We start from the raw sequence: 23,799 nt of genomic DNA on the forward strand, positions 1-23,799 counted from the left end.
CCTTCATCCTCGTCATCGTCTTGGTCGTCGTCTCTGTCATCGCCATTGTGCCGCGCGTCCGGCACGCGGTACGCGGCGACCTCCCGGCGGCCGGCCCGCTGGCCGCCGTGCCGGGAGGCCGTACCGCCGGTCAGGCCTTCAGGCTGTCGCCGTTGGTGCGGATGACCTCGGCGTACCAGTCGAAGGACTTCTTCCTGTAGCGGTCGAGTGTGCCGGTGCCGTCGTCGTTGCGGTCGACGTAGATGAAGCCGTAGCGCTTGGACAGCTCCGCCTTGGACGCGCTGACCAGGTCGATGCAGCCCCAGGAGGTGTAGCCCCAGCACTCCACGCCGTCGGCGATGGCCTCGCCGACCTGCACGAGGTGATCGTTCATGTACTCGATGCGGTAGTCGTCCTCGACGGTCGGGCCGTCGGGCCCGTCGATGAGCACGTCGCGCGCACCCAGACCGTTCTCGACGACGAAGAGCGGCTTGTTCCAGCGGTCCCAGAAGTCGTTCATGACCACGCGCAGGCCCACCGGGTCGATCTGCCAGCCCCACTCGGAGGCCTGAAGCGTCGGGTTGGGCACGCCGCCCATGATGTTGCCCTCGCCGCGGACCTGCTTGTCCGGGTCGGCGGTCGAGCAGGCGGACATGTAATAGGAGAAGGAGACGAAGTCGACGGTGTGCTCCTTGAGCAGCTCGGCGTCGCCCTCGGCGAACTCGATCTCGATGCCGTTCTCGCGGAAGTAGCGCTTCGCCGAGGCCGGGTACTCGCCGCGGCAGTGCACGTCGGCGAAGAGCATGTCCTGCTGGGACTCCCACTGCGCCTGGCGCACGTCGCGCGGGTCCGGGGTCAGCGGGTAGCGCGGCACGGCGACGGCCATGCAGCCGACCTTGATCTCCGGGTTGACCTCGTGGGCGATCTTGGTGGCCAGCGCGGAGGCGACCAGCTCGTGGTGGATGGCCTGGTAGAGCTCCTGGTCGGCCAGGTTCTCGCGATCAAGCTCGATGCCGCCGGCCATGAACGGCAGGTGCAGGATGGCGTTGATCTCGTTGAAGGTCAGCCAGTACTTCACCTGGGCCCCGTAGCGCTCGAGCACGGTGTGCGCGTAGCGGGCGAAGAAGTCGACGAGCTTGCGGTTGCGCCAGCCGCCGTACTCCCGGGCGAGCGCGAGCGGGGTCTCGTAGTGGCTGAGCGTGATCAGCGGCTCGATGCCGTGCTTCTCGCACTCGTCGATGACGCGGTCGTAGAACTTCAGGCCCTCCTCGTTGGGCTCCTCCTCGTCGCCGCGCGGGAAGATGCGCGACCAGGCGATGGAGAAGCGGAAGACGCTGAAGCCCATCTCCGCGAACAGGGCGATGTCCTCGGCGTAGTGGTGGTAGAAGTCGATGGCCTCAAGCTTCAGGTTGTCCTCGGTCGGGCCCTCGGTAGACGGCGCGGTGCCGCCGTGCGGCATGACGTCCTGGATGGACAGGCCCTTGCCGCCCTCGTCGTACGCGCCCTCGATCTGGTTGGCGGCGGTCGCGCCGCCCCACAGGAAGCCCTCGGGGAAGTTGCTCATGGTCTCTTTCCTCTCGTGTGGTTGGGTTGTGTGTTACTTCTCGACGTCCAGCACAGCGGCGCCGGCGGCCACTTCACCCGTGGCGGTGGGGATCACCGCGCCGAGCTTCCGGGAGTTGGTGACCACGACGATCGTGGTGGCCGGGTGGTTGTTGGCCGCGACCTCGGCGAGGTCGACGGTGCCCAGCTGCTCGCCGGCGGCGACGTGCTGGCCGCGGGTGACGTCCACGGTGAAGCCCTCGCCCTTCATCATGACCGTGTCGATGCCGACGTGCACGAGCACCTCGACGCCGTCGTCGCTGCGCAGGCCGTAGGCGTGGCCGGACTTCTGCACGGCGATGAGCTCACCGGAGACCGGGGCGACGATCCGCCCGTCGCTCGGCTCGATCGCGGTGCCCGCCCCCATGGATCCGGAGGCGAAGACCTTGTCGTCGTCCTGCTCGAGGGGCACCACGGTGCCGCTGACCGGCGCGACCACCACAGGGTGGTCCGTGGCCTGTGCCGTCGGCACAGACACCGGGGTAGCACGCCCGGCGTCGCCTTCGGCGGCGACGGGGGCGAGCGCGGCGTCGTCAATCTCGGGATGCGCACCAGCGGGGACCTCGACCTCGGCCTCGGCGCGGCGCAGGGTGACCGCGGTGCCGACGAAGGCGATGACCATGGCCACGGCGGTGCCGATGAGCAGCAGGACGAAGTTGCCGACCTCGGTGTAGGCGGGCAGGGCCAGCAGTGCCGGGAAGATGAAGGAGTTCGCGGCGGTGTCGGAGAGGCCGGCGATCAGGCCGCCGACGATGCCGCCGGCGATGCCCATGTAGAACGGCATCTTCAGCGGGAGGTTCACACCGTAGATGGCGGGCTCGGTGACACCTGCGACGATTCCGGAGAAGGCGGCCGGGCCGGCGACCTTCTTGCGCGCGGCGCTGCGCGACCAGATCGCGACGGCCGCGGTGGCGGCGGCCTGCGCCATGACGGCGGCCAGGATGGGCGCGAGCAGCGGCTCGTAGCCGTTGACGCCGAGGTCGTTGATGAACACCGGCACAAAGCCCCAGTGCAGGCCGAACATGACGAAGACCTGCCAGAAGCCGCCCAGGATAGCGCCCGCCAGCCAGGGCACGGCGTTGTAGAGAGAGGTGACACCGGAGGCGATCTGGGTGGAGATCCAGGTGGTCGCCGGGCCGATGGTGAACAGCGTCAGCGGCACCATGACGACCACGACGAGCAGCGGGGTCAGGAAGCTGCGCACGGCGCCCGGCAGGATCTTGTTGAACCAGTGCTCGACGTAGCTGGCCACCCACACCGCGACGATGGCGGGGATGACCGACGAGGAGTAGCTCATCGACGGGAAGCTGAGCCCGAAGGCGGTGGCGCCCTCGGTGGCGGCCAGCTCGACGATGCCCGGGTGGACCAACGGGGTGACCACGGCCAGCGCCACGAAAGTGTTCATGCGGAAGCGCTTGGCCGCGGTGACCGCCAGGAAGAGCGGCAGGAAGTAGAAGACGCCGTCGAAGGTCGCGTTGAAGACGACCGCGGTGCCGGAGTTCTCGGCGAGCCAGCCGAACTGCAGGCCCATCTGGAGGAAGGCCTTGCCGATGGCGATGCCCGCCAGCACCATCACAATCGGGGTGAACAGCGCCGAGATCAGATCGATGAAGCGGTTGAAGAGATTCTTGCTCTCGCCGGAGGTGTCGTCGTCGGCGGCGTCGGTCTCGTCCGAGTCCTCGGAGTCCTTGGTGCCCTTGGCACGCATGCCGGCGACGTCCTGGACCGCCGCGTAGGCGAAGGGGACGTCGTTGCCGATGACGACCTGCTGCTGGCCGCCGGCCGCCATGAGCGCGAGCACGCCCTCGGTGCCCTCGACCGCGGCCGAGTCGACCAGGGAGGCGTCCTTGACCTTGAAGCGCAGCCGGGTGGCGCAGTGGGTGAACGAGCGGATGTTGTCCGGCCCGCCCAGCCCCTTGACCACCGCGCCGGCCAGGGGCGCGAAGTCCGTTGCCGTTGCCATTGTCTCTGCCTTTCCCCGGGTGTTCACCCGGTTTCCGTGCCCGGCGCCGAGGCGTCCGGGCAACAAAAAAGACCTGGCCCGCAGACGACGAGACGTCATCTGCTTGCCAGGTCTTGCCCCCGGAAGTCTGTGCCGGGGTCACAATCCTTTGACGCCTTCCATCATGACCACGCCGCGACGCAAAAGGCAACCGAGTGTGCTCACCGTCACCGGGGCGGGGGTTGTCCTGCGCCGGGGCCGCCCGCCGAGCGTCGGCCCAGCAAGCTCCTGCACAGCAGGGACACGCCTTGCTGGGTCGAGAAGCGCCCTTGCTATACGAGGCCTTGCTGGGTGCGGTGGGCCTTGCTGGGCGCGACGGCGGAGGTGCCGGGGAATCCCCTGGCAACGGTTCACGTGGCGCGCGCCGGCGCGTAACCTCGGCGCCATGGACACCTCGATCGCCACGTTTTTGAGCGCCCTGCTGCTGGGCGGCTCGCCGCTCTCCGCCAGCGCGGACCTCTCCTCCGCCCCGGTCGACCCCGGCTTCAACTGGGGCATCGTCGCATCCTCCGGCAAGGAGACGGGCAGCTCCGACAACGACCAGACCGGCGCGGACGAAGGAGACGCCGACATCGTGGAACAGCACATCTTCAGCGGCTCCGGCACCGCCCGCAGCGCCTTCCAGGCCTGGCTCGACGGCGGCGAGTTCGTCGCCCCGGAGTTCGAGACCCTCGACCTGACCGAGCTCGAGTTGCCCGACGGCTCGATCGCCCGCGGCGGCGACACCGTGGCCAAGCACGCCGACGGGACCTTCAGCGTCCTCGCCGGCTAGGCGCACAGGCCCGGCGCGCGAGCGGCGCAGCGCACCACGCGAGAGCCCGGCACCGGCCCCGACTCAGAAGCGCGCGGTGACCTCGTACTCGACGACCCGGCCCGCGGCCAGCGAGGCCTGCACGTCGATCAGCCGCTGATTCGAGCTGCCGCAGAAGGGCTTGAGGCTCGACTCGTCGCGTTCCTCGGCGATGAACTGGCCCTCGATGAGCACGTCGAGGTTCTTGACCAGCTCCCAGCGGTCCCCGCCGATCAGCTCGAGGGTCTCCCACCGGTAGCCGGTGTAGGACCACACGGTCTTCTCCGGCAGCTCCGCGCGCACCCGCCGCACCAGCGGCAAAAGGTTCGTCGCGTTGAGCATCGGCTCCCCGCCGCACAGGGTCAGCCCCGCCACGTGGCGCCCCGCCAGATCCTGCAGGATGCGCTCCTCGAGCTCGGCGGTGTACTCGACGCCGTAGTTCCGCTTCTGGGCGGCCTTGTTGTAGCAGCCCCGGCAGTTGAACGCGCAGAAGGAGACGTAGAGCGAGCAGCGCAACCCCTCGCCGTCGAGGACCTGGAAGGGCTTGTAGTCCGCGACGCGGAGCACCGGGGCGTCGGCCCAGGTGCGCGAGCGCCGGTCCATCCGCGCGATGCGCTCGAGGCGCTCGGCGGAGGTGTGCGGCGCGTCGTAGTAGCCGGCCAGCCCGGCGCCGGCGCCCGCTGCGCCGGCGCGCCCGGCACCCGCGCACGGTGCGTCGGTGCGCCCGGTGGCGGCAGGCGCGGCGTCGTCAATCGTGGTGCGCACGCCGGTGGTCATGGTCCTCCTTCACTCACATGTGCTTGACGCGGGAGTTGATCTCGTTCTGCTTGCCGGCGACGACGGGGCGCTTCATCGGCGAGCCCAGGTAGCCGCACAGCCGGCGGGTCACACTGGCCTGGGTCTCGTCGCGGTTGCCGCAGGTCGGGCAGTAGTAGCCCTCCTCGTCGCAGCGGAACTCGCCCTCGAAACCGCACAGGAAGCAGTAGTCGACCGGGGAGTTGACCCCGAAGTAGCCGACGTTGTCGAAGGCCTCGTCCCACAGCGCCTCGAAGGCCGCGGAGTTGGACTGCAGGTTCGGCGCCTCGACGTAGTACATGAACCCGCCCGGGGTCAGGTGCATGTAGGGCGCCTCGAAGTGGATCTTCGAGACCGGGTCGGTGTCCTGGTAGCTCGGGAAATGAAAGGAGTTCTCGTAGTACTCGCGGTCGTTGACCCCGGGGATCTCGCCGAAGCGGTCGCGGTCGATCGCGGCGAAGCGGTCGCACAGCGACTCCGAGGGCGTCGAGTAGACCGTCAGCTTGGCGTGGAAGAGGTCCTGGACGGCGTCGACGCGGGCGTTGATGTGCTCCATGATGTGCAGGCCCAGCGCGCGCAGGTCCGTGTCCTCCTGCCAGTGCTCCTCGCCGGTCAGCGCCACCATCGCGTTGTGGATGCCGATGTAGCCCAGCGAGATCGACGAGCGCTTCTCGTTCTTCCCCGTGTACCAGTCGCGCACCGAGGTGATCCCGGTCGGATCCCCCAGCCCGCCCTGGGTGTACATCACCGGGGCGTTCTCCAGCTCGGCGCCGAGCACGATGTCCTCGCGCAGGTGCAGGGCGCGCACGGCCAAATCGACGGCCTCGTCCAGGGAGTCGAAGAAGACGTCGCGGTCGCCCTCGGCCTGGATGGCCAGGTGCGGCAGGTTCAGCGAGACCACGCCGAGGTTGTTGCGCCCGACGATGCGGGGGCGGCCGTCCTCGTCCGCCCAGAAGTGCAGGAAGGAGCGGCAGCCCATCGGGGTGACCAAAAGGCCGTTCTTCTCCTCGCGGATGCGCGGCACGGAGATCAGGTCCGGGTAGATGCGCTTGGTCGAGCAGCGCATCGCGGCGCACTTGACGTCGTAGTTCGGGTCGCCCGGCGAGTGGTTCACGCCCTCGTCGACGAAGTAGAGCAGCTTGGGGAAGATCGCGGTCTCCCCGCTCATGCCCTTCTCGCGCACGGCGAGCATCGCCTTCTGGATCTCGCGGGCGCACCAGGAGGTGACCATGCCGAAGGAGACCGAGGTGAACGGGGTCTGCGCCGCCGAGGTGGTCAGCGTGTTGACCTGGTACTCGAAGGCCTGCATCGCGTCGTAGATGTCCTTCTGCGCCTTCTTGCGCGCCAGGCGCTCGACCTCGTCTTCGTCGTCGACGATCTCGGCGTAGAGGTCGCGGTCCTTCTGCAAGGTCAGCTCCGCGTAGGGCTCGAGCAGGCGGTCGATCTCGTGGATGGAGATGCCGCCGTACTGCTCGCCGGAGATCGCGCCGAGCAGCTGGACGAGCAGGGTGGCGGCCACGCCGATGGAGCGCGGCGGCTCGATGCGCGCGTTGCCGAGGGTGAAGCCGTGGGAGAGCAGGTACTCGAAGTCCGGCAGCGAGCAGTTCGGCAGCGCGCCGAAGGGCGAGCGGTCGAGGTCGTGCAGGTGGATCAGGCCCTTGATGTGGGCCCGGCGGATGTCCTCGGGGTAGATGCGCAGGCCCTCGGCGCGGGTGACGGCGCCGGCGAGGATCTCGCGCTGGGTGGTGAAGGTGCGCGAGTCCTTGTTGCCGTTCTCCGCCATGACGTCGACGTCCTTGCTGACTACCCGGTCGATGGCGTGGGTGAGGTCCGTGGCGGTGGCCAGCTGGGCCTCCTTGCGTGCGCCCTGCTCGCGCAGCGCGTCGCAGACCTCCGGCGAGTCCGCCAGGGCCTCTCCGAGGAACTCGCGGATGCGGGTGGTGGTAACGGCGGCGTCGGCGCTGGAAGCGTCGGTGCCGGCGGCGTCTGCGTCAGCAGCATCAGCGGCGGCGGCCTCGACGCGGGCGGCAACCTCGGCGACGATCTCCCCGGCCGGGCGCGCGGGGCACACGCCGTAGACGCGCTCGGCGGAGCGCAGGTCGTTGAGGATCCTGGCGGGGAAGAACGCCACGTGTCGCCCGTCCCGCTTGATGACCGTCGCCTTCGTCATGGAGATCCGATACCGTCCTTTCGCTCTGACCGCTGTAATTACGTCGTTGTGACCTTGAGCAGCGAACTCCATCGTAAGAATGATCTTGAAGCATTTCATTTCTGTGAAAGGTCGCGCCTATCGGCGACCGCCACCTCTGGCTCCGCGGCCGCCTTTCCGCCGCTCAGATTTACATCACACACAATATGTAGTACCCCCTTTCAGGGTGTAACCCCATCCATGGGGCTGGACCACTACCGGACCACTGCTTGACCACCGCTCGACCACTGCCGGACCACCGCTTGACGACGTCGCGCCGACCGCACCGTCGCCTTGTTCTACAGTTGGGGCATGTCCGCTCAAGCGACCGAAAATCACACCGTTGCCCCCAAGGACGACCGGCTGGTCTGGATCGACCTCGAGATGACCGGCCTGGACATCCACCGGCACACCATCGTCGAGATCGCCGCGCTGGTCACCGACGCCCACCTCAACATCCTCGGCGAAGGCGTGGACCTGGTCGTCCACGCCACCGACGAGCAGCTGGCGGAGATGGACGACTTCGTCCAGAACATGCACGCCACCAACGGCCTGACCGAGGAGATCCGCGCCTCGGAGGTGACCATGGAGCAGGCGGAGCAGGCCGTGCTCGACCTGATCGCGAAGCACTGCGACCCCGACCACCCCGCTCCCCTGGCCGGCAACTCCATCGCCACCGACCGCTCCTTCATCCGCGAGCAGATGCCGCGCCTGGACGCCGCCCTGCACTACCGGATGGTCGACGTCTCCTCGATCAAGGAGCTCGCGCGGCGCTGGTACCCGCGCGTCTACCACCACCAGCCCGACAAGGGCATGGCCCACCGCGCACTGGCCGACATCGTCGAGTCCATCCGCGAGCTGGACTACTACCGCCGCGTGGCCTTCGTCGCCGAACCGGGCCCGACCTCGGAGGAGGCGGCCACCGCACAGCAGGAAGCCACCGAGGCCTACCAGCGGTTTTTGTAAATGTGAACCGTTGGACTATGGTTGTCCACGCTGCATTTCGCGGCGATGGTGGATGTAGTTCAGCTGGTAGAGCACCAGGTTGTGATCCTGGGTGTCGCGGGTTCGAGTCCCGTCATCCACCCCGAAGAAGACGAGCCCCGCACCGGAGACGGTGCGGGGCTCGTCGCATGCGCGGGCACGCCCCGACCGCGCAGGCCGCCGGCACCGACCCCGACCCCGGCGCGCGGCACGCGGCACGCGCGCCGCGCCACGCAGAGACGGCGAAGCCGCGGCGCCCGGGTGGGCGACGCGGCGTCGGCAAGTGCGGGGGTGAGTCGATCAGGCGGCGGTGTTGTCCTTGGCGTTGCCGGCCTTCCAGGTCTTCCAGGGTATGTTCCAGTCCCCCAGACCGTCGTAGCCGGAGAGCGTCTCGCCGGAGGTGTTCTTGACCTCGACGATGTCGCCGCGCTTGACGGTGTCCTGGAACCACTTGGCGGCCTCGGGCGTGACGTTGATGCAGCCGTGCGAGGTGTTCTGCGAGCCCTGCGCCCACACCGACCACGGCGCGGAGTGGACGTAGATGCCGGAGTAGGACATCTGCGTGGCCCAGTCGACCGCGGTGCGGTAGCCGCCGGCCTCGTGCGAGAGGCCGAAGGTCTCGGAGTCCATGATCATCGACGGGTTCTTGTCGCCGATCATGTAGATGCCGTTCGGGGTGGCGTAGGCGCCGTCGCGGCCCAGGGAGACCGGGATGGTGCGCAGCGCCTCGCCGTTGCGGTAGACGGTCATCTGCTTGGTCGAGTCGTCGACGACGGTGCGCACGTCGTCGCCGATGGTGAAGCAGGTCGCGTTGTCGGACTCGCCGTAGACCTCACCGCCGAGGTCCATGCCGTAGATGTCGGCCTCGACCTTGACCTTGGTGCCCGGCCGCCAGTAGTTCTCGGGGCGCCAGCGCACCTCGTAGTTGTTGACCCAGAAGAACGCGCCCTCCACGGACGGCTCGGTGGTCACCTTGATGGCGTCCTGGGCGGCCTGGCGGTCCTCGATCGGCACGGAGAAGCGCGCGGCGATCGTCTGGCCGACGCCGACCTCGGCGTCCTCCAGCGGCGAAAGCGCCACGTTGGCGGTGTAAGACGGCATGATCGTCTGGAACTGGACGGAGGTCTTCTTGCCGTTCTTGTCGGTGGCCTTGACCGTGTAGGTGCGGTTGTAGCCGAGGACCTCGTCGGTGGTCCACTCCGTGTGGTCCTCGTTGAACTTGGCCTCGACCTCGTAGCCCTGCTCGTTGGTCATGGTGACGTCCTTGAGGCCCTCGCCCCGGGAGGTCACCGTCACCGGCTCGGAGGGGTCGACCTCGGTGGCGTCGTCCTTGACGGAGACCTCCGGTTCGGCGTCCTGCGTGGCCTCCTCGACCTCTGCCGTGTTCTCGTGGTCGGGACCGGCCTGGCCGATCGTGCAACCTGACGCCACCAGCGCCACTACCGTCAGCGTGGCGGTGACGAACGCCCGTGTCCGGTAATGCTTCATCTCCGTCAATCCTTTGAATTTTCGACTACCCCACAGGAGATCTGCGGTCACCATACCCTCTTTACGAGCCACCGCCACACACCGTTAGCCGCGACGCACAAACGTAATCAAACGGTTATCGAGAGTTTGTCGGAAACGGCAATCTTCCCCGGTCACGACGCTTTTCCCGGTCTCCGCCGGAACATGGCGGACGTTGTGTGAGCGACGCCCCTCCCCCGCGCCGGGGTGCCGCCCGCGCGCGATTGAGGACACGTACACGGATAGTAGTCCGCTTGCCTATTGGCGGACCAAACAGAGCGAGGAGCACTCCCCGCGCGGGGTGGGCGCTGTGCGAGCGCGGGCAGGCGCGCGCCGACACGCTTGACGACGTCGCGCCCCACGGCGCGGCGGGTACCACCCCTCGGCGCGCCGCGTGGCGTCGGCAATCGGGCGCGGCGCCAACGCGCCGCGCGCAAGTGCGCCACAGAGGCACCGGCCAAGCACCGCGACGGAATGCATGAAATGACCTATGACCAGCCGATTTTACGGTCCCCGGGTGCGGTGCTAAAGTAACTGTCCGTTGCAGGGGAGCGGCACAGACCGCCCGAGCAACATGCGCCATTAGCTCAATTGGCAGAGCAACTGACTCTTAATCAGTGGGTTCGGGGTTCGATTCCCTGATGGCGCACCAATAACAGCAGGTAGGGCCCGGTACATCGTACCGGGCCTTTTCTGCATGCGGGGGGCAGCGGCAGCCGCGGCGCGGGCCTTACCGCCTCACCACTCCCCGTCGTTCTCCGGCGGCTCGGCCTCGACCTCGGCGAGCTCCTCGGCGTCGAGGCTCTCGGGGCGGTCGCCGTCGACGGTCAGCTCGCGCAGGCGGTCCTCCGGGTCGTGCAGCGCGATGTCCAGGCCGGCTGCGCGCATCTTCGCCAGCACGGAGGACAGGAACCTCCGCCCGATCGACTCGACGGTGACCACGCGGGTGACGTCGAGGACCAGGCGGCCCTCGGTGAAGTCGTGGCGGGCGATCTCGTGCAGGATCGACTCGGCGGCGGAGAAGTTGATCACGCCCTGCAGGGTCAGCACCGTGTCCTCGCCGTGGACCAGGATGGAGCGCACCGCGTGCACGCCGACCTCGGCGGGGTTCATCAGGTGCAGGCCCATCGAGTCGGAGAGCAGCTCGTAGAGCAGCCGGCCGCGCACGCTGTTGCCCTCGGAGTCGAGCCGCGGCGAGAAGGTGCCGATGCCCAGCTGGCCGGGCAGCGAGCCGAGCAGCCCGCCGGAGACCCCGGACTTGGCCGGGATGCCGACACGCGCCATCCAGCGCCCGGCGCCGTCGTACATGCCCGCCGAGCTCATCACCGCCAGCGTCAGGCGCGCCACGCCGGGGTCGAGGACGCGCTCGCCGGTCTGCGGCTGCACCCCGCCGTTGGCCAGGGTCGCGGCCATCACAGCCAGGTCGCGCACGCTGACCTCGGCGGCGCACTGGCGGATGTAGCTGTCGACGGCGTCGCGGGCGTCGTCGTTGATCACGCCGTGGCTGCGCAGCATGTGCGCCAGCGCCAGGTTGCGGTCGGCGCTGGCCAGCTCGTTGTCCGCCAGGTCCTCGTCGACGCTCAAGTCACGCCCCGCGAGGCGGCCGAGGAAGTCGTGGATGACGGCCACGCGGTCCTCCACACTGGACTCGGTGCCGTTGATCAGCTGGTTGACCGCGATGGCGCCGGCGTTGATCATCGGGTTCATCGGCCGGTGGGTGCTGCGGTCCAGCGAGAGCTCGTTGAAGGACTCCCCTGACGGCTCCAGCCCGACGACGTCGAGCACCTTCTCGCCGTGCTCCTGCAGCGCGAGCCCGAAGACGAACGGCTTGGTGATCGACTGCATGGTGAACAGCCGGTCGGCGTCGCCGGCGGCGTAGATGCGCCCGGAGACGGTGCACAGCGCGATCGCCAGCGGGTCCGGGTCGGCCTCGGCGAGGTTCGGGATGTAGTCGGCCACCGCGCCGTCGGTGTTGTCGCGCACCTCGTCGAGCAGGTTCTCCAGGTACTGCGGCACCGGCGACTTGATCTGTTCCACCACGGTCATTCCACCCTTCGGTCGGTCGCACACAGGCTACCCGCCCCCCGATTGCCGACGCCGTGCTTCCCGCCCCCCGGCGCACCCGTGCGGCGTGGGCGGGCGGGGCGCGCGGAGCGCACCCCAGGTCACGCGCACCGGGTGCGCCGGCGCGCCGCGTGGGGGACGCGGGGCGTCGGCAATCACGCGCCGCCACGGGCGGAAACGTACTTATATTGCCCCTTATGCAGGAAGCAGACTCGACGCCGGAGGGCGGGCCGGACCGCAAGGTCACGATCTACGACGTCGCCGCGGCGGCCGGGGTGTCGGCCGCGACGGTCTCCCGGGCCCTGAACAGGCCGGACCGGGTCAGCTTCCGCACCGCGGAGAAGGTGCGCGCGGCAGCGAAGAAACTGGGCTACCGGCGCGAGCTGGCCACGCGCAGCAACCCGGGGCGCGAGCGCACGGGCAACCTCGGCATCGTGGTCGCGGACAACACCAACCCGTTCTTCCTGGAGATCATCCGCGGCGCCGAGCACGCCGCGCACGTCGGCGAGTTCCAGGTGCTCGTGGCCAACGTCGACGAGGTGCGCGGGCGCTCGCACTCCGCCGCCGAGGCGTTCATCCCGCACGTCGACGCGCTGCTGCTGGCCTCGGCGCGGCTGAGCAACAACGAGGTCGCCAAGATCGCCCGTCGGCTGCCGACGGTGTGCGTCAATCGGCCGGTGCCCGGGGTGCCCAGTGTGCTGGTGGACAACTACGAGGGCGCGACCAAGGCGGCCAGCCACCTCGAGGAGCTCGGCGCGCGCTCGATCACCTACATCGGCGGCCCAGACGGATCGTGGGCGGACGCGATCCGGCTGCGCGGGCTGCTCGACGCGGTGGGCAACGCGGAGACCACCGAGGACGTGGTCACCTTCACCCGCAGCGCGCAGCTGCCGCTGGAGCAGGTGCGCCGCTCGCGCGGGTCTCGGTGCACCCTATGCACGCCGACGCGCCGACCACCCGCCGGCGGGCAGCGGGCCTTCGTGCGCTGGCGCAAGGACCCCACGGACGCGGTGATGTGCTTCAACGACCTGGTGGCCATCGGATTCATGCAGCAGGCCCGCCACGACGGATGGCGGGTGCCCGAGGACGTCGCCGTGGTCGGCTTCGACAACACGGAGCTGACCACGATCGTGCGGCCCTCGCTGACCACGGTGGCCAGGCCGCTGCGCTCGATCGGGCGCGTTGGCCGCGGCCAACGCGATGGCGCTGGTGCGCGGCGAGCGCGGGCCGATGAGCCGGCCGCACGTGCTTCCGACCCGGCTGATCGAGCGGGAGTCGACGCGGCGCGCGCCCGGCGGGGACTGAGTCTGCGGCCGCCGGGTGGACTCCCGCCGGTGCGGGAACTGTAATCACCGATGCCGGTGTCGATGATGATCTCCGGGCCACCCCCACGTATGCGGGGAAGACGATTGGCCCCCACACCATCACGGTGTGGGGGCCGGCTCACCCCCGCGCATGCGGGGAAGACGGATGGGAGGGGTGATCGGGGTCCGGGGTGTGGGGCTCACCCCCGCGCATGCGGGGAGGACCGCGTCGAGACCGACGACGGCGTGGTCGGAGTCGGCGACGCGACGCTCAACGGCCGCGAGCTGTCCGCCGCCCACTACCTCAAGGACCACGTCTGCCAGCTGCTCGTCGGCCGCGACGCGCGCAACATCGAGGACACCTGGCAGTTTCTTTACCGCTCCGCCTAATGGCGCCGCGGCCCCGTGACCATGGCCGCCGTCGCCGCCGTGGACATGGCCCTGTAGGACATCAAGGGCAAGATGGCGAACATGCCGGTCTACCAGCTGCTCGGCGGCGCCTCGCGCACCGGTGCGCGCGCCTACGGCCACGCCTCCGGCACCGACCTGGAGAGCCTCTTCGACTCCATCCGCTACGAGATGGACCTCGGCTACACGATGATCCGCGTGCAGACCTCCGTGCCGGGCATCAAACAAGCTCTACGGTATCGCCGCCCAGGAGCAGTCGTCCGGGCAGCGCTACGACTTCGAGCCGGCCAACCGCGGCGACTGGCCCGTCGAGGAGGACTGGGACTCCGCGGCCTACATGCGCCACGTGCCCACCGTCTTCGAGGCCGTGCGCAACGAGTTCGGCACCGAACTGCCGCTGCTGCACGACGGCCACAACCGCCTGACCCCGCTCGAGGCCGCCCAGTTCGCCAAGTCGCTCGAGTCCTACAACCTGTTCTGGCTCGAGGACGTCACCCTCGGCGAGAACCAGGAGAACCTGCGCTACGTCCGCGAGCAGTCGACCACCCCGCTGGCCATCGGCGAGGTCTTCAACTCGGTCTACGACATCAAGGACCTCATCGACAACCAGCTCATCGACTACGTGCGCTGCGCGACCACCCACTTCGGCGGCATCACCCCGCTGAAGAAGGCCATGGCGCAGGCCGAGCCGTACCAGATCAAGTCCGGCTTCCACGGCCCCACGGACGTCTCTCCGATCGGCTTCGCCGCCGAGCTGCACCTGGACATCAACATCCACAACTACGGCGCCCAGCGCCCAGGAGTACATGACCCACTCCAAGGAGACGCTCGAGGTCTTCGAGACCTCCATGACCTTCGAGAACGGCCTGCTGCACCCGGGTGACAACCCCGGCCTGGGCGTGGAGTTCCACCCGGAGATCGCCGAGAAGTTCCCCTACGAGCAGGCCTACCTGCCCTACAACCGGCTCGCGGACGGCACCGTCCACAACTGGTGAGCACCCGGCGCAGCGACACGAAGGAGAACGATTTGGCAGCCCACCCCCACATCGTCGTGATGGGCGTGTCCGCCTCGGGCAAGACGACCGTCGGCGAGCTGCTCGCCGAGCGCCTCGGCCTGCCCTACCGCGACGGCGACGACCTGCACCCGCAGGAGAACATCGACAAGATGGCGCGCGGCGAGGCGCTCGACGACGACGACCGGTGGCCGTGGCTGCGCCTCGTCGGCCAGTGGCTGCACGACAGCGCCGAGGGCGGCATCATCGGCTGCAGTTCGCTCAAGCGCAGCTACCGTGACCTGATCCGCCAGGCCACGCCGGACGCGAACTTCGTGCACGTCCACGGCACCCCGGAGCTGCTGCGCGAGCGCATGGAGAACCGCACCGGCCACTTCATGCCGGCCTCGCTGCTGGACTCGCAGCTGGCCACACTCGAGCCGCTGGGCGACGACGAGCCCGGCGTGGTCGTCGACGTCGCCGACGCGCCCGAGACCGTCGCCGACAACGCCGCCGCCTGGCTGCGCGACCACTAGCACGGCGCCCCGAGAACCCTGCAGCCCGCGACGCGGCAACCCCGGCCCCGGGACACACCTCGTGTCCCGGGGCCGAAAACCGTTCACCCCCGCCCGCGCGCGCCGGACTAGGCTTAGCCGGAAGGAACTTTCCGCCCGACCCTCAGGAGACCGCATGAAGGCACTCGTCATCGTCGACACCCAGAACGACTTCTGCCCCGGCGGCGCGCTCGGCACCGCGGACGGCGACAAGGTGGCCGCCGCCATCGCCGAGGTCGTCGCCCGTGGCGCGGGCGGCCGCGAGCACGTCGTGGCCACCCAGGACTGGCACATCGACCCGGGCAGCCACTTCGCCGAGGACCCCGACTTCGTGCACACCTGGCCCGTGCACTGCCGCGCGGACACCGAGGGCGCGGCGATGCACCCGGCGCTGGCCGACGCCGCCATCGAGGAGTACTTCCACAAGGGCCAGTACGACGACGGCTACTCCGGCTTCTCCGGCACCACCCCGGACGGCGGGCAGGACCTGGAGGCCTGGCTGCGCGCGCACGACGTCACGCAGGTCGACGTGTGCGGCATCGCCACGGACTTCTGCGTGCGCGCCACCGCGCTCGACGCCCTGGAGCGCGGCTTCTCGGTGCGCGTGCTGACGTCGCTGTGCTCCGCGGTCAGCGAGGAGGGCGGCGCCGCCGCGATCGAGGAGATGCGCGCCGCCGGCGCCGAGATCATCTAGGTCCGGGCGCCCTGCGTCGGGTGCGGCGTCACGGTGCGTTGCCGTGTGATTTCCGACGTCCCGTCCGTGCGCGTCGCGCCCTCCGTCGCCGTGGGCTGCGGTGCGGCGTCGCGGGGCGCGCAGACCAGCTTGTCGAGTCCGCGGGCCAGCTCGTCGAGGACCGCCTGGCCCTGGTCGTAGTTGCCGCCGTTGGTGGCCACCGCCAGGCCGCGCAGGCCGCAGTCGGTGTTGACGAATCCGAACTGGCGGACCTCGTAGGCGCCGGTCTGGTCGTCCGGGCCCCAGCCGCCCTTGAAGTGGGCGCCGTCGATGCGGCCGAGGCCGTAGGCCTGGTCGGGGCTGATCTGCCCCATCGCCTCGACGACGTGCTCGGCGCCGGCCATCTCCGGCAGGCTCAGCGCGAAGCGGGCCTGCGCGGCCACGGCCCAGTCGGTCTGGCCCCAGGCGGAGAAGCCGGAGCGCAGCACATCGGTCTCGACGTCGGTGAGTTCGTCGCCGCCCTCGGTGAGCACCGCGTCGGTGGCCTGGCTGGCGGTGGCGGTGTCACCCAGGCTGAGCCAGAGGCTGTCGGCGGCGTCGTTGTCGGAGACGGTGATCGCCTGGTCGACGAGCTGGTCGATCCACGTGTTCGCACCTGCGCCGGACCCGTCGCTCGCCCCGTCGGCGCCGCGCTCGGCGGCCACCGCGATGGGCACCTTGATCGTCGACCAGGCCGCGGCGGACTCGATCTCGCCGCCGGTGTGCACGCCGAAGGGGTCGGCGACGGCCACGCCGACGGGCTGGCCGAACTCCTCGGCGACCTCGTCGGCGAGCTTCTCGAGGGCCTCCTCGGAGACCCCGGGGTTGCCGCGGTCGACGGGTTCGGGGTCACCGGTCGGGGTGGGCTGCGCGGTCGTCGCCGCGGGGGTGGTAGTGGCCTCCCCGGGCTTGTCGATCGTGCAGGCGGTCAGGGAAGCCACCAGCAGGGCGGCCGCCGCCACCGCGGCGTCGGCCCGGACCAGACGGTCAGGAGATGTAGACATTCGCGTCGTTGCCGCCTGTGCAGTGCACGTAGGAGCCGTTGTCTTCGCAAGTCATGGTGTAGCTGCGGCCGGTCACCGAGCTGTGGACGTCAATCGTCTGGTCGGTGCGGCCGTCGTCCAGATAAGCATCCACGAATGCGTCGCGCACGGCAAGTGCAAACGGCTCACTGGTCGGCCCGGAGGCGTAGACGTTGTTGAAGTCGCCGCTGGGCTCGTTGTTCTTGGCGGCGTCGTTGACGGCCCAGGCGTCCGAGGGCACCTTGGCGTCGGTGGGCCTGCCGGCCTCCTCGGAGGAGGAAGAGGAGGCGGCGGTGGACGGAGAGCTGGCCGACTCGCTCGCCGACTGCGAGGTCAGCGTGTTGCCGGCCGCGCCGGTCTCGGTGTCGTCGCCGTCGGAGGAGAAGACGAACAGCCACAGCACCAGCGCGAGCACGGCGACGAGCAGCACGCCGGCGACGCCGCACAGCACCACGAATGTGCGGTCGCGGCCCTTGCCGGCCGCCGTCGCCCCGGGGGCGTCGACCGCGCCGTTCGTGCCGTCGCCGGTGCCCCAGGCGTCGCTGTAGCCCTGCGCGAAGCCCTCCTGGCCGTAGCCTGCACCGTAGCCCTGGCCCTGCGGGTAGCCCTGCGCATAGCCGTCCTGGCCGTACGTCTGCCCGTAGCCCTGCCCCTGCGGCGGCGCCTGCCAGCCGTCGGGCATGCCGGGCTCGGTCTCGCCGGGGAAGTACTGGCGCGGCGCGGGGCGCTCACTCCCCGTCTGGCCGCCGGCCTGGGCCGCCCCCTGCTCCCCGGGCACGATGCGGCGCGTCTCGGAGTCGCCGCCCCACTGCGCACCCCACTGGTCTGCACGGTCACGGTTGTCCTGCGGGTCCGGCGTGCCGTTCGGGCTCATGATCGTCCTTTCTCACCGCGGATCTCACCGCGAACTGAAGCGGTCCGCGTTGACCTTACCCTGCGAAGTTACCCCCGGGTCACCGAGCCCGACACACGGAAAACGCCCGGCGGGGAGCTTTCCCCACCGGGCGCGGGCGCCGCGCGGCGCCTCGACCGGGTCAGCGGTCGGCGAGCAGCTTGCGCAGCTCCTTGAGGTCGTTGCGGTTGCGGCGCGAGCGCACGACCGCGAAGACGACCACACCGGTGACGGCCACGCCGATGCCGGCGAGGATCTTCTGCACCTTCGGGTCCTTCAGCCAGTCGGTGACCTGGTTCTTTGCGTCGTCGGCCAGGTTCTTCGGCTTGCTGCGGTCGGCGAGCTGATCCAGCGTGCCGGCCAGCTGCCTGCGGGTGCGCTCGATGTCGCGCTGGATGTCATCGATGTCTCGTGCCACGGTCATCTCCCAATCAACTCTGTCTGCTTCCGCTCCCCGGGGCCGCCCTAGGCCCCTACCCCGGAAAGCGGGTATCCGGGTAATGAGTCTGCCACACCTTCGCGTGCCGTGTCAGCGTCGCCCCGGTGCGGCGTGCGCCAGGCCTGCGCCAGGCCTGCGCCAGGCGCGCGTCGGTCAGTCCAGCTGCTCGTCGATCTGCGGCAGGAAGGCGTCGAGCTCCTCGACGTTCTCGGCCTCCTTGCCGTTGACGATCACGGTGGGCACGACCTTCAGGCCCGCGTTCGTGGCGGCCTCGGAGTCGAACTGCACGTTGGCGGCGAGATCGTCGCCGGAGATCGCCTCGCGGAAGGCGTCGATGTCCGGCACGCCGGCGGCCTCGGCCCAGGCGACGAGCTTGTCCTCGTCGACGCCGCGGGTCTCCCCGTTGAGCGTGGCCGGGTAGAGCTGGTCGATGTACTCGAAGTAGCGGCCCTGGTCGGCGGCGGCGCGCGAGGCCGCGGACATCTTCACCGAGTCCTCGCCGAGCACGCCGAGGTCGTGGACCTCGAGGCGGACCTTGCCGGTGTCGATGTAGTCCGACTGCAGCTTCGGCAACACGTTCTCGTGGAAGTTCGAGCAGTGCGGGCACGACGGGTCGGTGAACAGCAGCACCTGCACCGGCGCGTCGGCCTCACCCAGGGCCCGCGGGTCGTCGGCGGTGTCGCGCGCGAGCGCCACCAGCGGCGACTCGTCGGCCGCAGCCGAGGCGTCCTCCTCGCCGGACGAGGACGCCGTCAGCGAGGCGGCGGACTCCTCCGCCGAGCCGGAGGTGTCACCCTCGTCGCCGGCGCAGCCGGCGAGCGCAAACGCACCCACGGCGAGGAGGGCGGCGAGGGAACGGACGGGACGTCGGAAAGCGTTCATGTCCACCAAGTGTACGTAACACCGCGGGTAGAGTGGCACCCATGACCGAGACGAAGAAACTCCAGCCCGGCGACACCGCCCCCGCATTCACGCTCACCGACGACCACGGCGACGAGGTCTCGCTGTCGGACTTCGCCGGCCGCCGCGTCATCGTCTACTTCTACCCGCGCGCCAACACCCCCGGCTGCACAAAGGAGGCCTGCGACTTCCGCGACAGCCTCACCCAGCTCAACGACGCCGGCATCGACGTCGTGGGCATCTCGCCGGACAAGCAGGACAAGCTCGCCGCCTTCCGCGAGGACCACCGGCTGACCTTCCCGCTGCTCTCCGACCCCGACAAGGAGGTCATGACCGCCTACGGCGCGTTCGGCGAGAAGAAGAACTACGGCAAGGTCGTCCAGGGTGTGATCCGCTCGACCTTCCTCGTCGAGCCGGACGGCACCATCGGCGCCGCGAAGTACAACGTCAAGGCCACCGGACACGTCGCCCGCTTCATCCGCGACCTCGACGACGTCGACGCCGCGGACAACTCCTAGCGGGACTCGGACGGTGAGCACGGCGAACGCCCCGGCGGGCGGGGAGATCCTGCGCCCGCGCCGGCGCCCCGCCCAGGCGCGCAGCCGGGAGCGCTTCTCCCGGATCCTCACCGCCGCGCGCGGCGTGCTGGTCGAGTCGGGCTTCGAGTCCTTCACCTTCGACGAGGTGGCCAAGCGCGCCGACGTGCCGATCGGCACGATCTACCAGTTCTTCGCCAACAAGTACGCGATGGTCTGCGAGCTCGACCGCGAGGACACGAACGCCACGGTCGCCGCCCTGCGGTCCTTCTCCGAGCAGGTGCCCACCCCGCAGTGGCCGGTGGTGCTCGAGGACTTCATCGACCACCTCGCCGAGCTGTGGGTGCGCGACCCCTCGCGCCGCGCTGTGTGGCACGCGGTGCAGTCCACGCCGGCGACGCGTGCGACGGCCGCGGACACCGAGCGCGAGATGCTCGACCTGATCGCCGGGGTGCTGGGCCCCCTGGCCCACGGGGTGCCGCGCACCGAGCGCCGCAAGCTCGCCGGCGTGCTCGTGCACACGGTGGTCTCGCTGCTCAACTACGCCGTGGGCGCGCCCGAGCGCACCGACGCCGACGTCGACGCCGTGGTCGCCGAGACCAAGCGCATGCTCGTGGCGTACCTGTTCACCGTCGCCGGCGCCTAGGCGTTCAATTGCCGACGTCCCGTCGGTCGCCCGTGCGAGTCCGTGCGGGCTCTGCGTGGGCCCGCGCGGCCGCGTTACGCGTCCTCCGCGCTCTCCGCGCTCTCCCACTCGGCGACGAGTTCGGCGGCCGCGGCGCGGGCGTCGTCGGCGGCGCAGATCGCCGAGACCACGGCCACGCCGCAGGCACCCGCGGCGCGCAGGGGCGCGACGTCGGCAATTTTGACGCCGCCGATGGCCACGCACGGCAACGGGGCGGCGGCGACGAAGTCGGCGAAGCCGGCCACGCCGAGCGCCTCGGGGGCGTCGGCCTTGGTCGCGGTGGGGTGGATGGCGCCCACGCCCAGGTAGTCGACGGTGCCGGCGGGCAGCTTCGCCAGGGCCTCGAGGTGCTCGGGGCGGTCGGCGGTGAGCCCCACCACGGCGTCGGGGCCGAGCGCGGCGCGGGCGACGGCCACGGAGGTGTCCGACTGGCCGAGGTGGACCCCGTCGACGGCGAGCCGCTCGCGGCGCGCGGCGACGACGGCGTCGAGGCGGTCGTCGACGACGAGCACCGCGCGCCCGGCGGTGACCGGGGCGAGCTCGCGCAGGCAGGCGAGGATCTCGGCGTCGGTGGCGTCCTTGTCGCGCAGCTGGACGGTGGTCACGCCGGCGTCGACGGCCTGGCGCACGGTCTCGACGACGCCGCGCCCGCCGCACTGGGCGCGGTCGGTGACGAGGTAGACGCCGCGGGCGGCCTGCGTACGGTCGGCGCGCTCGGCGCTCATTCGGCGGGCTCCAGGACCTCGACGCGGGCGCCGGCGGCGACGTCGTCCGGCTGCAGGTTGTGCAGGGCGTCGAGAAGCGCGACGGCGAAGCTGCCCGGGCCCTCCGCCTGCGCGGCGGCGCGCTCGGCGGCAAGGCCGTAGGCGACGTGGGCGGCGGTGACGGCGGCGAGCACGGAGTGGCCGCCGCGGCCGGCGATAAAGGCGGTGACCAGGGCACCGAGCGCGCAGCCGGCGCCGGTGACGAGGGTCAGCAGGGCGTCGCCGCCGGTGACCAGGACGGTGGTGGCGCCGTCGGTGATCAGGTCGCGCTCGCCGGAGACGGCGACGACGGCGCCGGTGCGGCGGGCCAGCTCCTCGGCGCCCGCGCGGGCTGCCTCGGGGGTGTCGGTGGACTCCACGCCGCGCCCGCCGGCGCCGGTGCCCGCGAGCACGAGGATCTCGGAGGCGTTGCCGCGCACGGCGGCCGGGCGCTCTTCGACGAGCTCGGCGGCCAGCTCGGTGCGCACCTTCAGCGCGCCGACGGCGACGGGGTCGAGCACCCACGGGGTGCCGGCCTCGCCGGCGGCCGCGACGGCCTCGCGGGCGGCGGTGCGCTGCTCCGGGGTCGGCGTGCCCAGGTTGACCAGCACGCCGCCGGCCACGCGGGCGAAGTCGCCGGCCTCGCCGACGATGTCCACCATCGCCGGGGCGGCGCCGGCGGCGAGCAGCGCGTTGGCGGTGAAGTTGGTGACCACGGTGTTGGTGATGCACTGGACGAGGGGGCCGTTGGCGCGGACCTCGGCGAAGGCGGCGGCCAGCTCCCCGGCGTCGAGGCCGGGGGCGATGTCAGAGGTGTCGGTCATGGCTGCCAAGGCTACCCCGCGGGGGTGGCGCTCCCCCGCGCGTGCAGCAGGCACTGGGCGACGGCGTAGTCGCCGTCGTGGCTGATGCTCAGCTCGGCGCGCCACCCGTCGGGCAGGCTCGCGGCGACGGCCTCGGCGACGGCGCCGTGGAGGCGGTAGGCGGGGCGGTGCCAGGCGTCGGCGACGGTCTCGATCTCGGCGAAGTCGACCTCGTCGGCGGCGATGACGGGCGGGTGGGCGAACAGCGCCTGCGACCAGGCCTTGATGAAGGCCTCCTTGGCGGCCCACCGGCCGGCCAGGTGCGCGTCGCGGTCTACGTGGCCGGCGGCGCGGCGCTGCTCGGCGGCGGTGAACACGCGCCCGAAGCGGCTGCCCGGGACCGCGAGCTGCGCGGCGAAGGCGGGCACGTGCACCAGGTCGGTGCCGATGGTCAACATGCCGCCATTGTTGCACTGGTGCGCCCGGGGAGACTCGAACTCCCACGTCAAAGACACTGGAACCTAAATCCAGCGCGTCTGCCAGTTCCGCCACGGGCGCGCAGGCGTCCATCATAACGGGGCCCGCACGCGGTGGCCCCGCCCGCCTGCCGCGCGAGGCTTTCCGCCTTTTGATGCATCCGGGTATCCTGGACAGTCATGAGTGGTGAGAGGAAGAGACGGCAGCACGTGCGGGTCCGCTTCACGCACGTCGTCTTCCTCGCGATCGCCGTGGTGTGCACCATCGCGCTGGCGTGGTGGCAGTGGACGCGCTTCCAGTCCGGCTCGGGCACGTTCCAGAACCTCGGCTACGCGTTCCAGTGGCCGATGTTCGGCGCCTTCTTCGTCTACGCCTACCGCAAGTTCCTGCAGTACGAGAACGAGAAGATCGACGCGGACAACGCGGCCCTCGACGCCGCCGAGCGCGGCGCCGACGCGGACGGCGCGGACGGCGCGGACGGCGCGGACGGCGCGGACGCGGCCGGCACGGACACCGACGGCGCCGTGGCCAGCTCGGACCCGGAGATGGACCGCCTCTACGCCGCGGACGCCGCCGAGTTCGACGACACCGCATCCGAGGAGGTCGCGCAGTTCCTTCCCGAACGCCCGATCCTCGACGTCGAGGACTTCAACCGCCTCAACCGGCGGCGCCGAGGCGGCGAGGACCTCTCCGGTCTCGCCGACCTCGCCGGCGACTGACGCACCCCGGCGCCGGGAACCGACGCGCGACCGAATTCGACCACTCATGGGCGGAGCGGCAGCGCTCCGCGACTGACCGAGAGCATGACCGAGACAGAGACCAGGAGACTGACCCCATGACGGCACCCGCCGAGAAGCCCCGCCCGAAGGTCCACCCGGAGCGTAAGCGCCGCGTGCGCCAGGCCCTGACCATCTTCTCCTTCGCGGCCTGGGCGACCGGCTGCATGCTGCTGCTCCTGTGCGCGCGCATGATCGCCGAGTACCTCCTGCACATGGAGATGCCCTCCTGGGCGACGTGGGTGGCCATCCTGCACGGCTGGGCCTACATCGCATTCGTCATCGCGACGCTGAACCTGGGTCTGAAGGCCCGCTGGAAGCCGGCGACGTGGGTGGTCACGGCGATCTCGGGCGTGGTGCCGCTGCTGTCCTTCTTCGTCGAGCACTGGCGCCGCCGCGAGGTCACGGAGAAGTTCCAGCTCAACGAGCGCTGACCCCCATTGCCGACGTCCCGTCCCGCCCCTCGGCGGTTCCCTCCCGGTGGGTGCGTGGGCGCCGGTACCAGAAATTGCCGCCCCCGTGCGCCGGCCCGTGAATGCGGTTGTGGAACAGCCCTGGTGCTCCACAAACAGGGCATAGTGCTCTCGCGCACTGTTGGCGGGCCGGTCATGCTGGGGGACATGAACCTGCTCGACCAACTCATCAC

The 23,799-nt window shown here is 70.3% G+C and carries 25 protein-coding genes and 3 tRNA genes; 14 read left to right on the forward strand and 14 right to left on the reverse strand.

Going from position 1 to position 23,799, the window contains the following annotated elements:
- Positions 1 to 130: 130 nt before the first annotated feature.
- Positions 131 to 1,543: a 6-phospho-beta-glucosidase gene (ascB, locus tag QP119_RS09545; RefSeq protein ID WP_284775653.1), complete on the reverse strand. Its 1,413-nt coding sequence runs from the start codon at positions 1,541 to 1,543 to the stop codon at positions 131 to 133.
- A 33-nt stretch (positions 1,544 to 1,576) separates the two neighbouring features.
- The gene (locus QP119_RS09550; RefSeq protein ID WP_284775654.1) at positions 1,577 to 3,544 is read right to left on the reverse strand and encodes a beta-glucoside-specific PTS transporter subunit IIABC; all 1,968 of its coding nucleotides are present in this window, start codon (positions 3,542 to 3,544) and stop codon (positions 1,577 to 1,579) included.
- A 424-nt stretch (positions 3,545 to 3,968) separates the two neighbouring features.
- Between QP119_RS09550 and QP119_RS09555 the strand changes: the two genes are divergently transcribed.
- Positions 3,969 to 4,355: a hypothetical protein gene (locus QP119_RS09555; RefSeq protein WP_284775657.1), complete on the forward strand. Its 387-nt coding sequence runs from the start codon at positions 3,969 to 3,971 to the stop codon at positions 4,353 to 4,355.
- A gap of 63 nt (positions 4,356 to 4,418) precedes the next feature.
- Here the strand turns inward: QP119_RS09555 and nrdG are convergent, their stop codons facing one another.
- Both nrdG and nrdD read right to left on the reverse strand, forming a co-directional pair.
- Entirely contained in the window at positions 4,419 to 5,150 is a 732-nt protein-coding gene (gene nrdG, locus QP119_RS09560; RefSeq protein WP_284775659.1) for an anaerobic ribonucleoside-triphosphate reductase activating protein, read from the reverse strand.
- A gap of 13 nt (positions 5,151 to 5,163) precedes the next feature.
- Positions 5,164 to 7,338, reverse strand: a complete 2,175-nt coding sequence (gene nrdD, locus QP119_RS09565; RefSeq protein ID WP_284775660.1) for an anaerobic ribonucleoside-triphosphate reductase — start codon at positions 7,336 to 7,338, stop codon at positions 5,164 to 5,166.
- Between the two features lie 330 nt (positions 7,339 to 7,668).
- On the opposite strand from nrdD, the gene orn reads away from it, so the two are divergent.
- Both orn and QP119_RS09575 read left to right on the forward strand, forming a co-directional pair.
- Positions 7,669 to 8,322 carry an oligoribonuclease gene (gene orn / locus QP119_RS09570; protein WP_284775662.1) on the forward strand — a complete coding sequence of 218 codons (654 nt, stop codon included), beginning with the start codon at positions 7,669 to 7,671 and terminating at the stop codon, positions 8,320 to 8,322.
- A gap of 48 nt (positions 8,323 to 8,370) precedes the next feature.
- A tRNA-His gene (locus tag QP119_RS09575) sits at positions 8,371 to 8,443 on the forward strand.
- Between the two features lie 197 nt (positions 8,444 to 8,640).
- Here the strand turns inward: QP119_RS09575 and QP119_RS09580 are convergent.
- Positions 8,641 to 9,828 carry a L,D-transpeptidase gene (locus QP119_RS09580; RefSeq protein ID WP_284775664.1) on the reverse strand — a complete coding sequence of 396 codons (1,188 nt, stop codon included), beginning with the start codon at positions 9,826 to 9,828 and terminating at the stop codon, positions 8,641 to 8,643.
- Positions 9,829 to 10,422: 594 nt separating this feature from the next.
- Here QP119_RS09580 and QP119_RS09585 point away from each other — a divergent pair.
- A tRNA-Lys gene (locus tag QP119_RS09585) sits at positions 10,423 to 10,498 on the forward strand.
- Positions 10,499 to 10,584: 86 nt separating this feature from the next.
- Here QP119_RS09585 and QP119_RS09590 read toward each other — a convergent pair.
- Positions 10,585 to 11,874: a glutaminase gene (locus QP119_RS09590; RefSeq protein ID WP_284775692.1), complete on the reverse strand. Its 1,290-nt coding sequence runs from the start codon at positions 11,872 to 11,874 to the stop codon at positions 10,585 to 10,587.
- Positions 11,875 to 12,107: 233 nt separating this feature from the next.
- On the opposite strand from QP119_RS09590, the gene QP119_RS09595 reads away from it, so the two are divergent.
- The 6 genes from QP119_RS09595 (at position 12,108) to QP119_RS09620 (ending at position 15,862) form a co-directional block, all read left to right on the forward strand.
- Positions 12,108 to 13,259, forward strand: coding sequence for a LacI family DNA-binding transcriptional regulator (locus tag QP119_RS09595; protein WP_336620420.1), 1,152 nt, complete (start codon positions 12,108 to 12,110; stop codon positions 13,257 to 13,259).
- Between the two features lie 201 nt (positions 13,260 to 13,460).
- Positions 13,461 to 13,604 (forward strand): hypothetical protein, encoded by a 144-nt coding sequence (locus tag QP119_RS09600; RefSeq protein ID WP_284775665.1) that lies wholly within the window; start codon positions 13,461 to 13,463, stop codon positions 13,602 to 13,604.
- A 355-nt stretch (positions 13,605 to 13,959) separates the two neighbouring features.
- Positions 13,960 to 14,505, forward strand: coding sequence for an enolase C-terminal domain-like protein (locus tag QP119_RS09605; protein WP_284775667.1), 546 nt, complete (start codon positions 13,960 to 13,962; stop codon positions 14,503 to 14,505).
- Entirely contained in the window at positions 14,471 to 14,617 is a 147-nt protein-coding gene (locus tag QP119_RS09610) for a hypothetical protein (protein WP_284775669.1), read from the forward strand. Before QP119_RS09605 ends, QP119_RS09610 begins: the two co-directional genes overlap by 35 nt.
- Positions 14,618 to 14,676: 59 nt before the next feature.
- The gene (locus QP119_RS09615) at positions 14,677 to 15,150 is read left to right on the forward strand and encodes a gluconokinase (RefSeq protein WP_284775694.1); all 474 of its coding nucleotides are present in this window, start codon (positions 14,677 to 14,679) and stop codon (positions 15,148 to 15,150) included.
- 154 nt (positions 15,151 to 15,304) lie between these two features.
- Positions 15,305 to 15,862: an isochorismatase family protein gene (locus QP119_RS09620; RefSeq protein WP_284775670.1), complete on the forward strand. Its 558-nt coding sequence runs from the start codon at positions 15,305 to 15,307 to the stop codon at positions 15,860 to 15,862.
- On the opposite strand, the gene QP119_RS09625 is transcribed toward QP119_RS09620, so the two are convergent.
- The 4 genes from QP119_RS09625 to QP119_RS09640 all read right to left on the reverse strand — a co-directional run bounded on the left by QP119_RS09625 (position 15,859) and on the right by QP119_RS09640 (position 19,115).
- A complete protein-coding gene (locus QP119_RS09625; protein WP_284775672.1) occupies positions 15,859 to 16,884 on the reverse strand; it encodes a hypothetical protein in 1,026 nt (341 codons plus the stop codon). The two genes, QP119_RS09620 and QP119_RS09625, sit on opposite strands and share 4 nt — an antisense overlap.
- Positions 16,868 to 17,776, reverse strand: a complete 909-nt coding sequence (locus tag QP119_RS09630) for a hypothetical protein (protein ID WP_284775674.1) — start codon at positions 17,774 to 17,776, stop codon at positions 16,868 to 16,870. Before QP119_RS09630 ends, QP119_RS09625 begins: the two co-directional genes overlap by 17 nt.
- Positions 17,777 to 17,936: 160 nt before the next feature.
- Positions 17,937 to 18,212 carry a DUF3618 domain-containing protein gene (locus QP119_RS09635; RefSeq protein WP_284775697.1) on the reverse strand — a complete coding sequence of 92 codons (276 nt, stop codon included), beginning with the start codon at positions 18,210 to 18,212 and terminating at the stop codon, positions 17,937 to 17,939.
- A gap of 174 nt (positions 18,213 to 18,386) precedes the next feature.
- On the reverse strand, positions 18,387 to 19,115 hold the full coding sequence (locus QP119_RS09640; RefSeq protein WP_284775677.1) for a DsbA family protein: 729 nt from the start codon (positions 19,113 to 19,115) through the stop codon (positions 18,387 to 18,389).
- A gap of 41 nt (positions 19,116 to 19,156) precedes the next feature.
- Between QP119_RS09640 and bcp the strand changes: the two genes are divergently transcribed.
- Positions 19,157 to 19,651 (forward strand): thioredoxin-dependent thiol peroxidase, encoded by a 495-nt coding sequence (gene bcp, locus QP119_RS09645; RefSeq protein ID WP_284775680.1) that lies wholly within the window; start codon positions 19,157 to 19,159, stop codon positions 19,649 to 19,651.
- A 13-nt stretch (positions 19,652 to 19,664) separates the two neighbouring features.
- Entirely contained in the window at positions 19,665 to 20,315 is a 651-nt protein-coding gene (locus QP119_RS09650; RefSeq protein WP_284775682.1) for a TetR/AcrR family transcriptional regulator, read from the forward strand.
- 74 nt (positions 20,316 to 20,389) lie between these two features.
- Here QP119_RS09650 and thiE read toward each other — a convergent pair whose 3' ends face one another.
- From thiE to QP119_RS09670, 4 genes are all read right to left on the reverse strand, one after another.
- On the reverse strand, positions 20,390 to 21,079 hold the full coding sequence (gene thiE, locus QP119_RS09655; protein ID WP_284775683.1) for a thiamine phosphate synthase: 690 nt from the start codon (positions 21,077 to 21,079) through the stop codon (positions 20,390 to 20,392).
- Positions 21,076 to 21,921, reverse strand: coding sequence for a hydroxyethylthiazole kinase (thiM, locus tag QP119_RS09660; protein ID WP_284775685.1), 846 nt, complete (start codon positions 21,919 to 21,921; stop codon positions 21,076 to 21,078). The genes thiE and thiM overlap by 4 nt, the downstream gene beginning before the upstream one ends.
- Before the next feature lie 11 nt (positions 21,922 to 21,932).
- Positions 21,933 to 22,355 (reverse strand): holo-ACP synthase, encoded by a 423-nt coding sequence (locus QP119_RS09665; RefSeq protein WP_284775700.1) that lies wholly within the window; start codon positions 22,353 to 22,355, stop codon positions 21,933 to 21,935.
- 19 nt (positions 22,356 to 22,374) lie between these two features.
- Positions 22,375 to 22,458, reverse strand: a tRNA-Leu gene (locus QP119_RS09670).
- A gap of 98 nt (positions 22,459 to 22,556) precedes the next feature.
- On the opposite strand from QP119_RS09670, the gene QP119_RS09675 reads away from it, so the two are divergent.
- Together QP119_RS09675 and QP119_RS09680 are read left to right on the forward strand one after the other, a co-directional pair.
- Positions 22,557 to 23,096: a hypothetical protein gene (locus QP119_RS09675; protein WP_284775688.1), complete on the forward strand. Its 540-nt coding sequence runs from the start codon at positions 22,557 to 22,559 to the stop codon at positions 23,094 to 23,096.
- 116 nt (positions 23,097 to 23,212) lie between these two features.
- Entirely contained in the window at positions 23,213 to 23,587 is a 375-nt protein-coding gene (locus QP119_RS09680) for a DUF3817 domain-containing protein (protein WP_284775689.1), read from the forward strand.
- Positions 23,588 to 23,799: the final 212 nt, after the last annotated feature.

The organism is Corynebacterium frankenforstense, from assembly GCF_030211955.1.
In the GTDB taxonomy this organism is placed as follows: domain Bacteria; phylum Actinomycetota; class Actinomycetes; order Mycobacteriales; family Mycobacteriaceae; genus Corynebacterium; species Corynebacterium frankenforstense_A.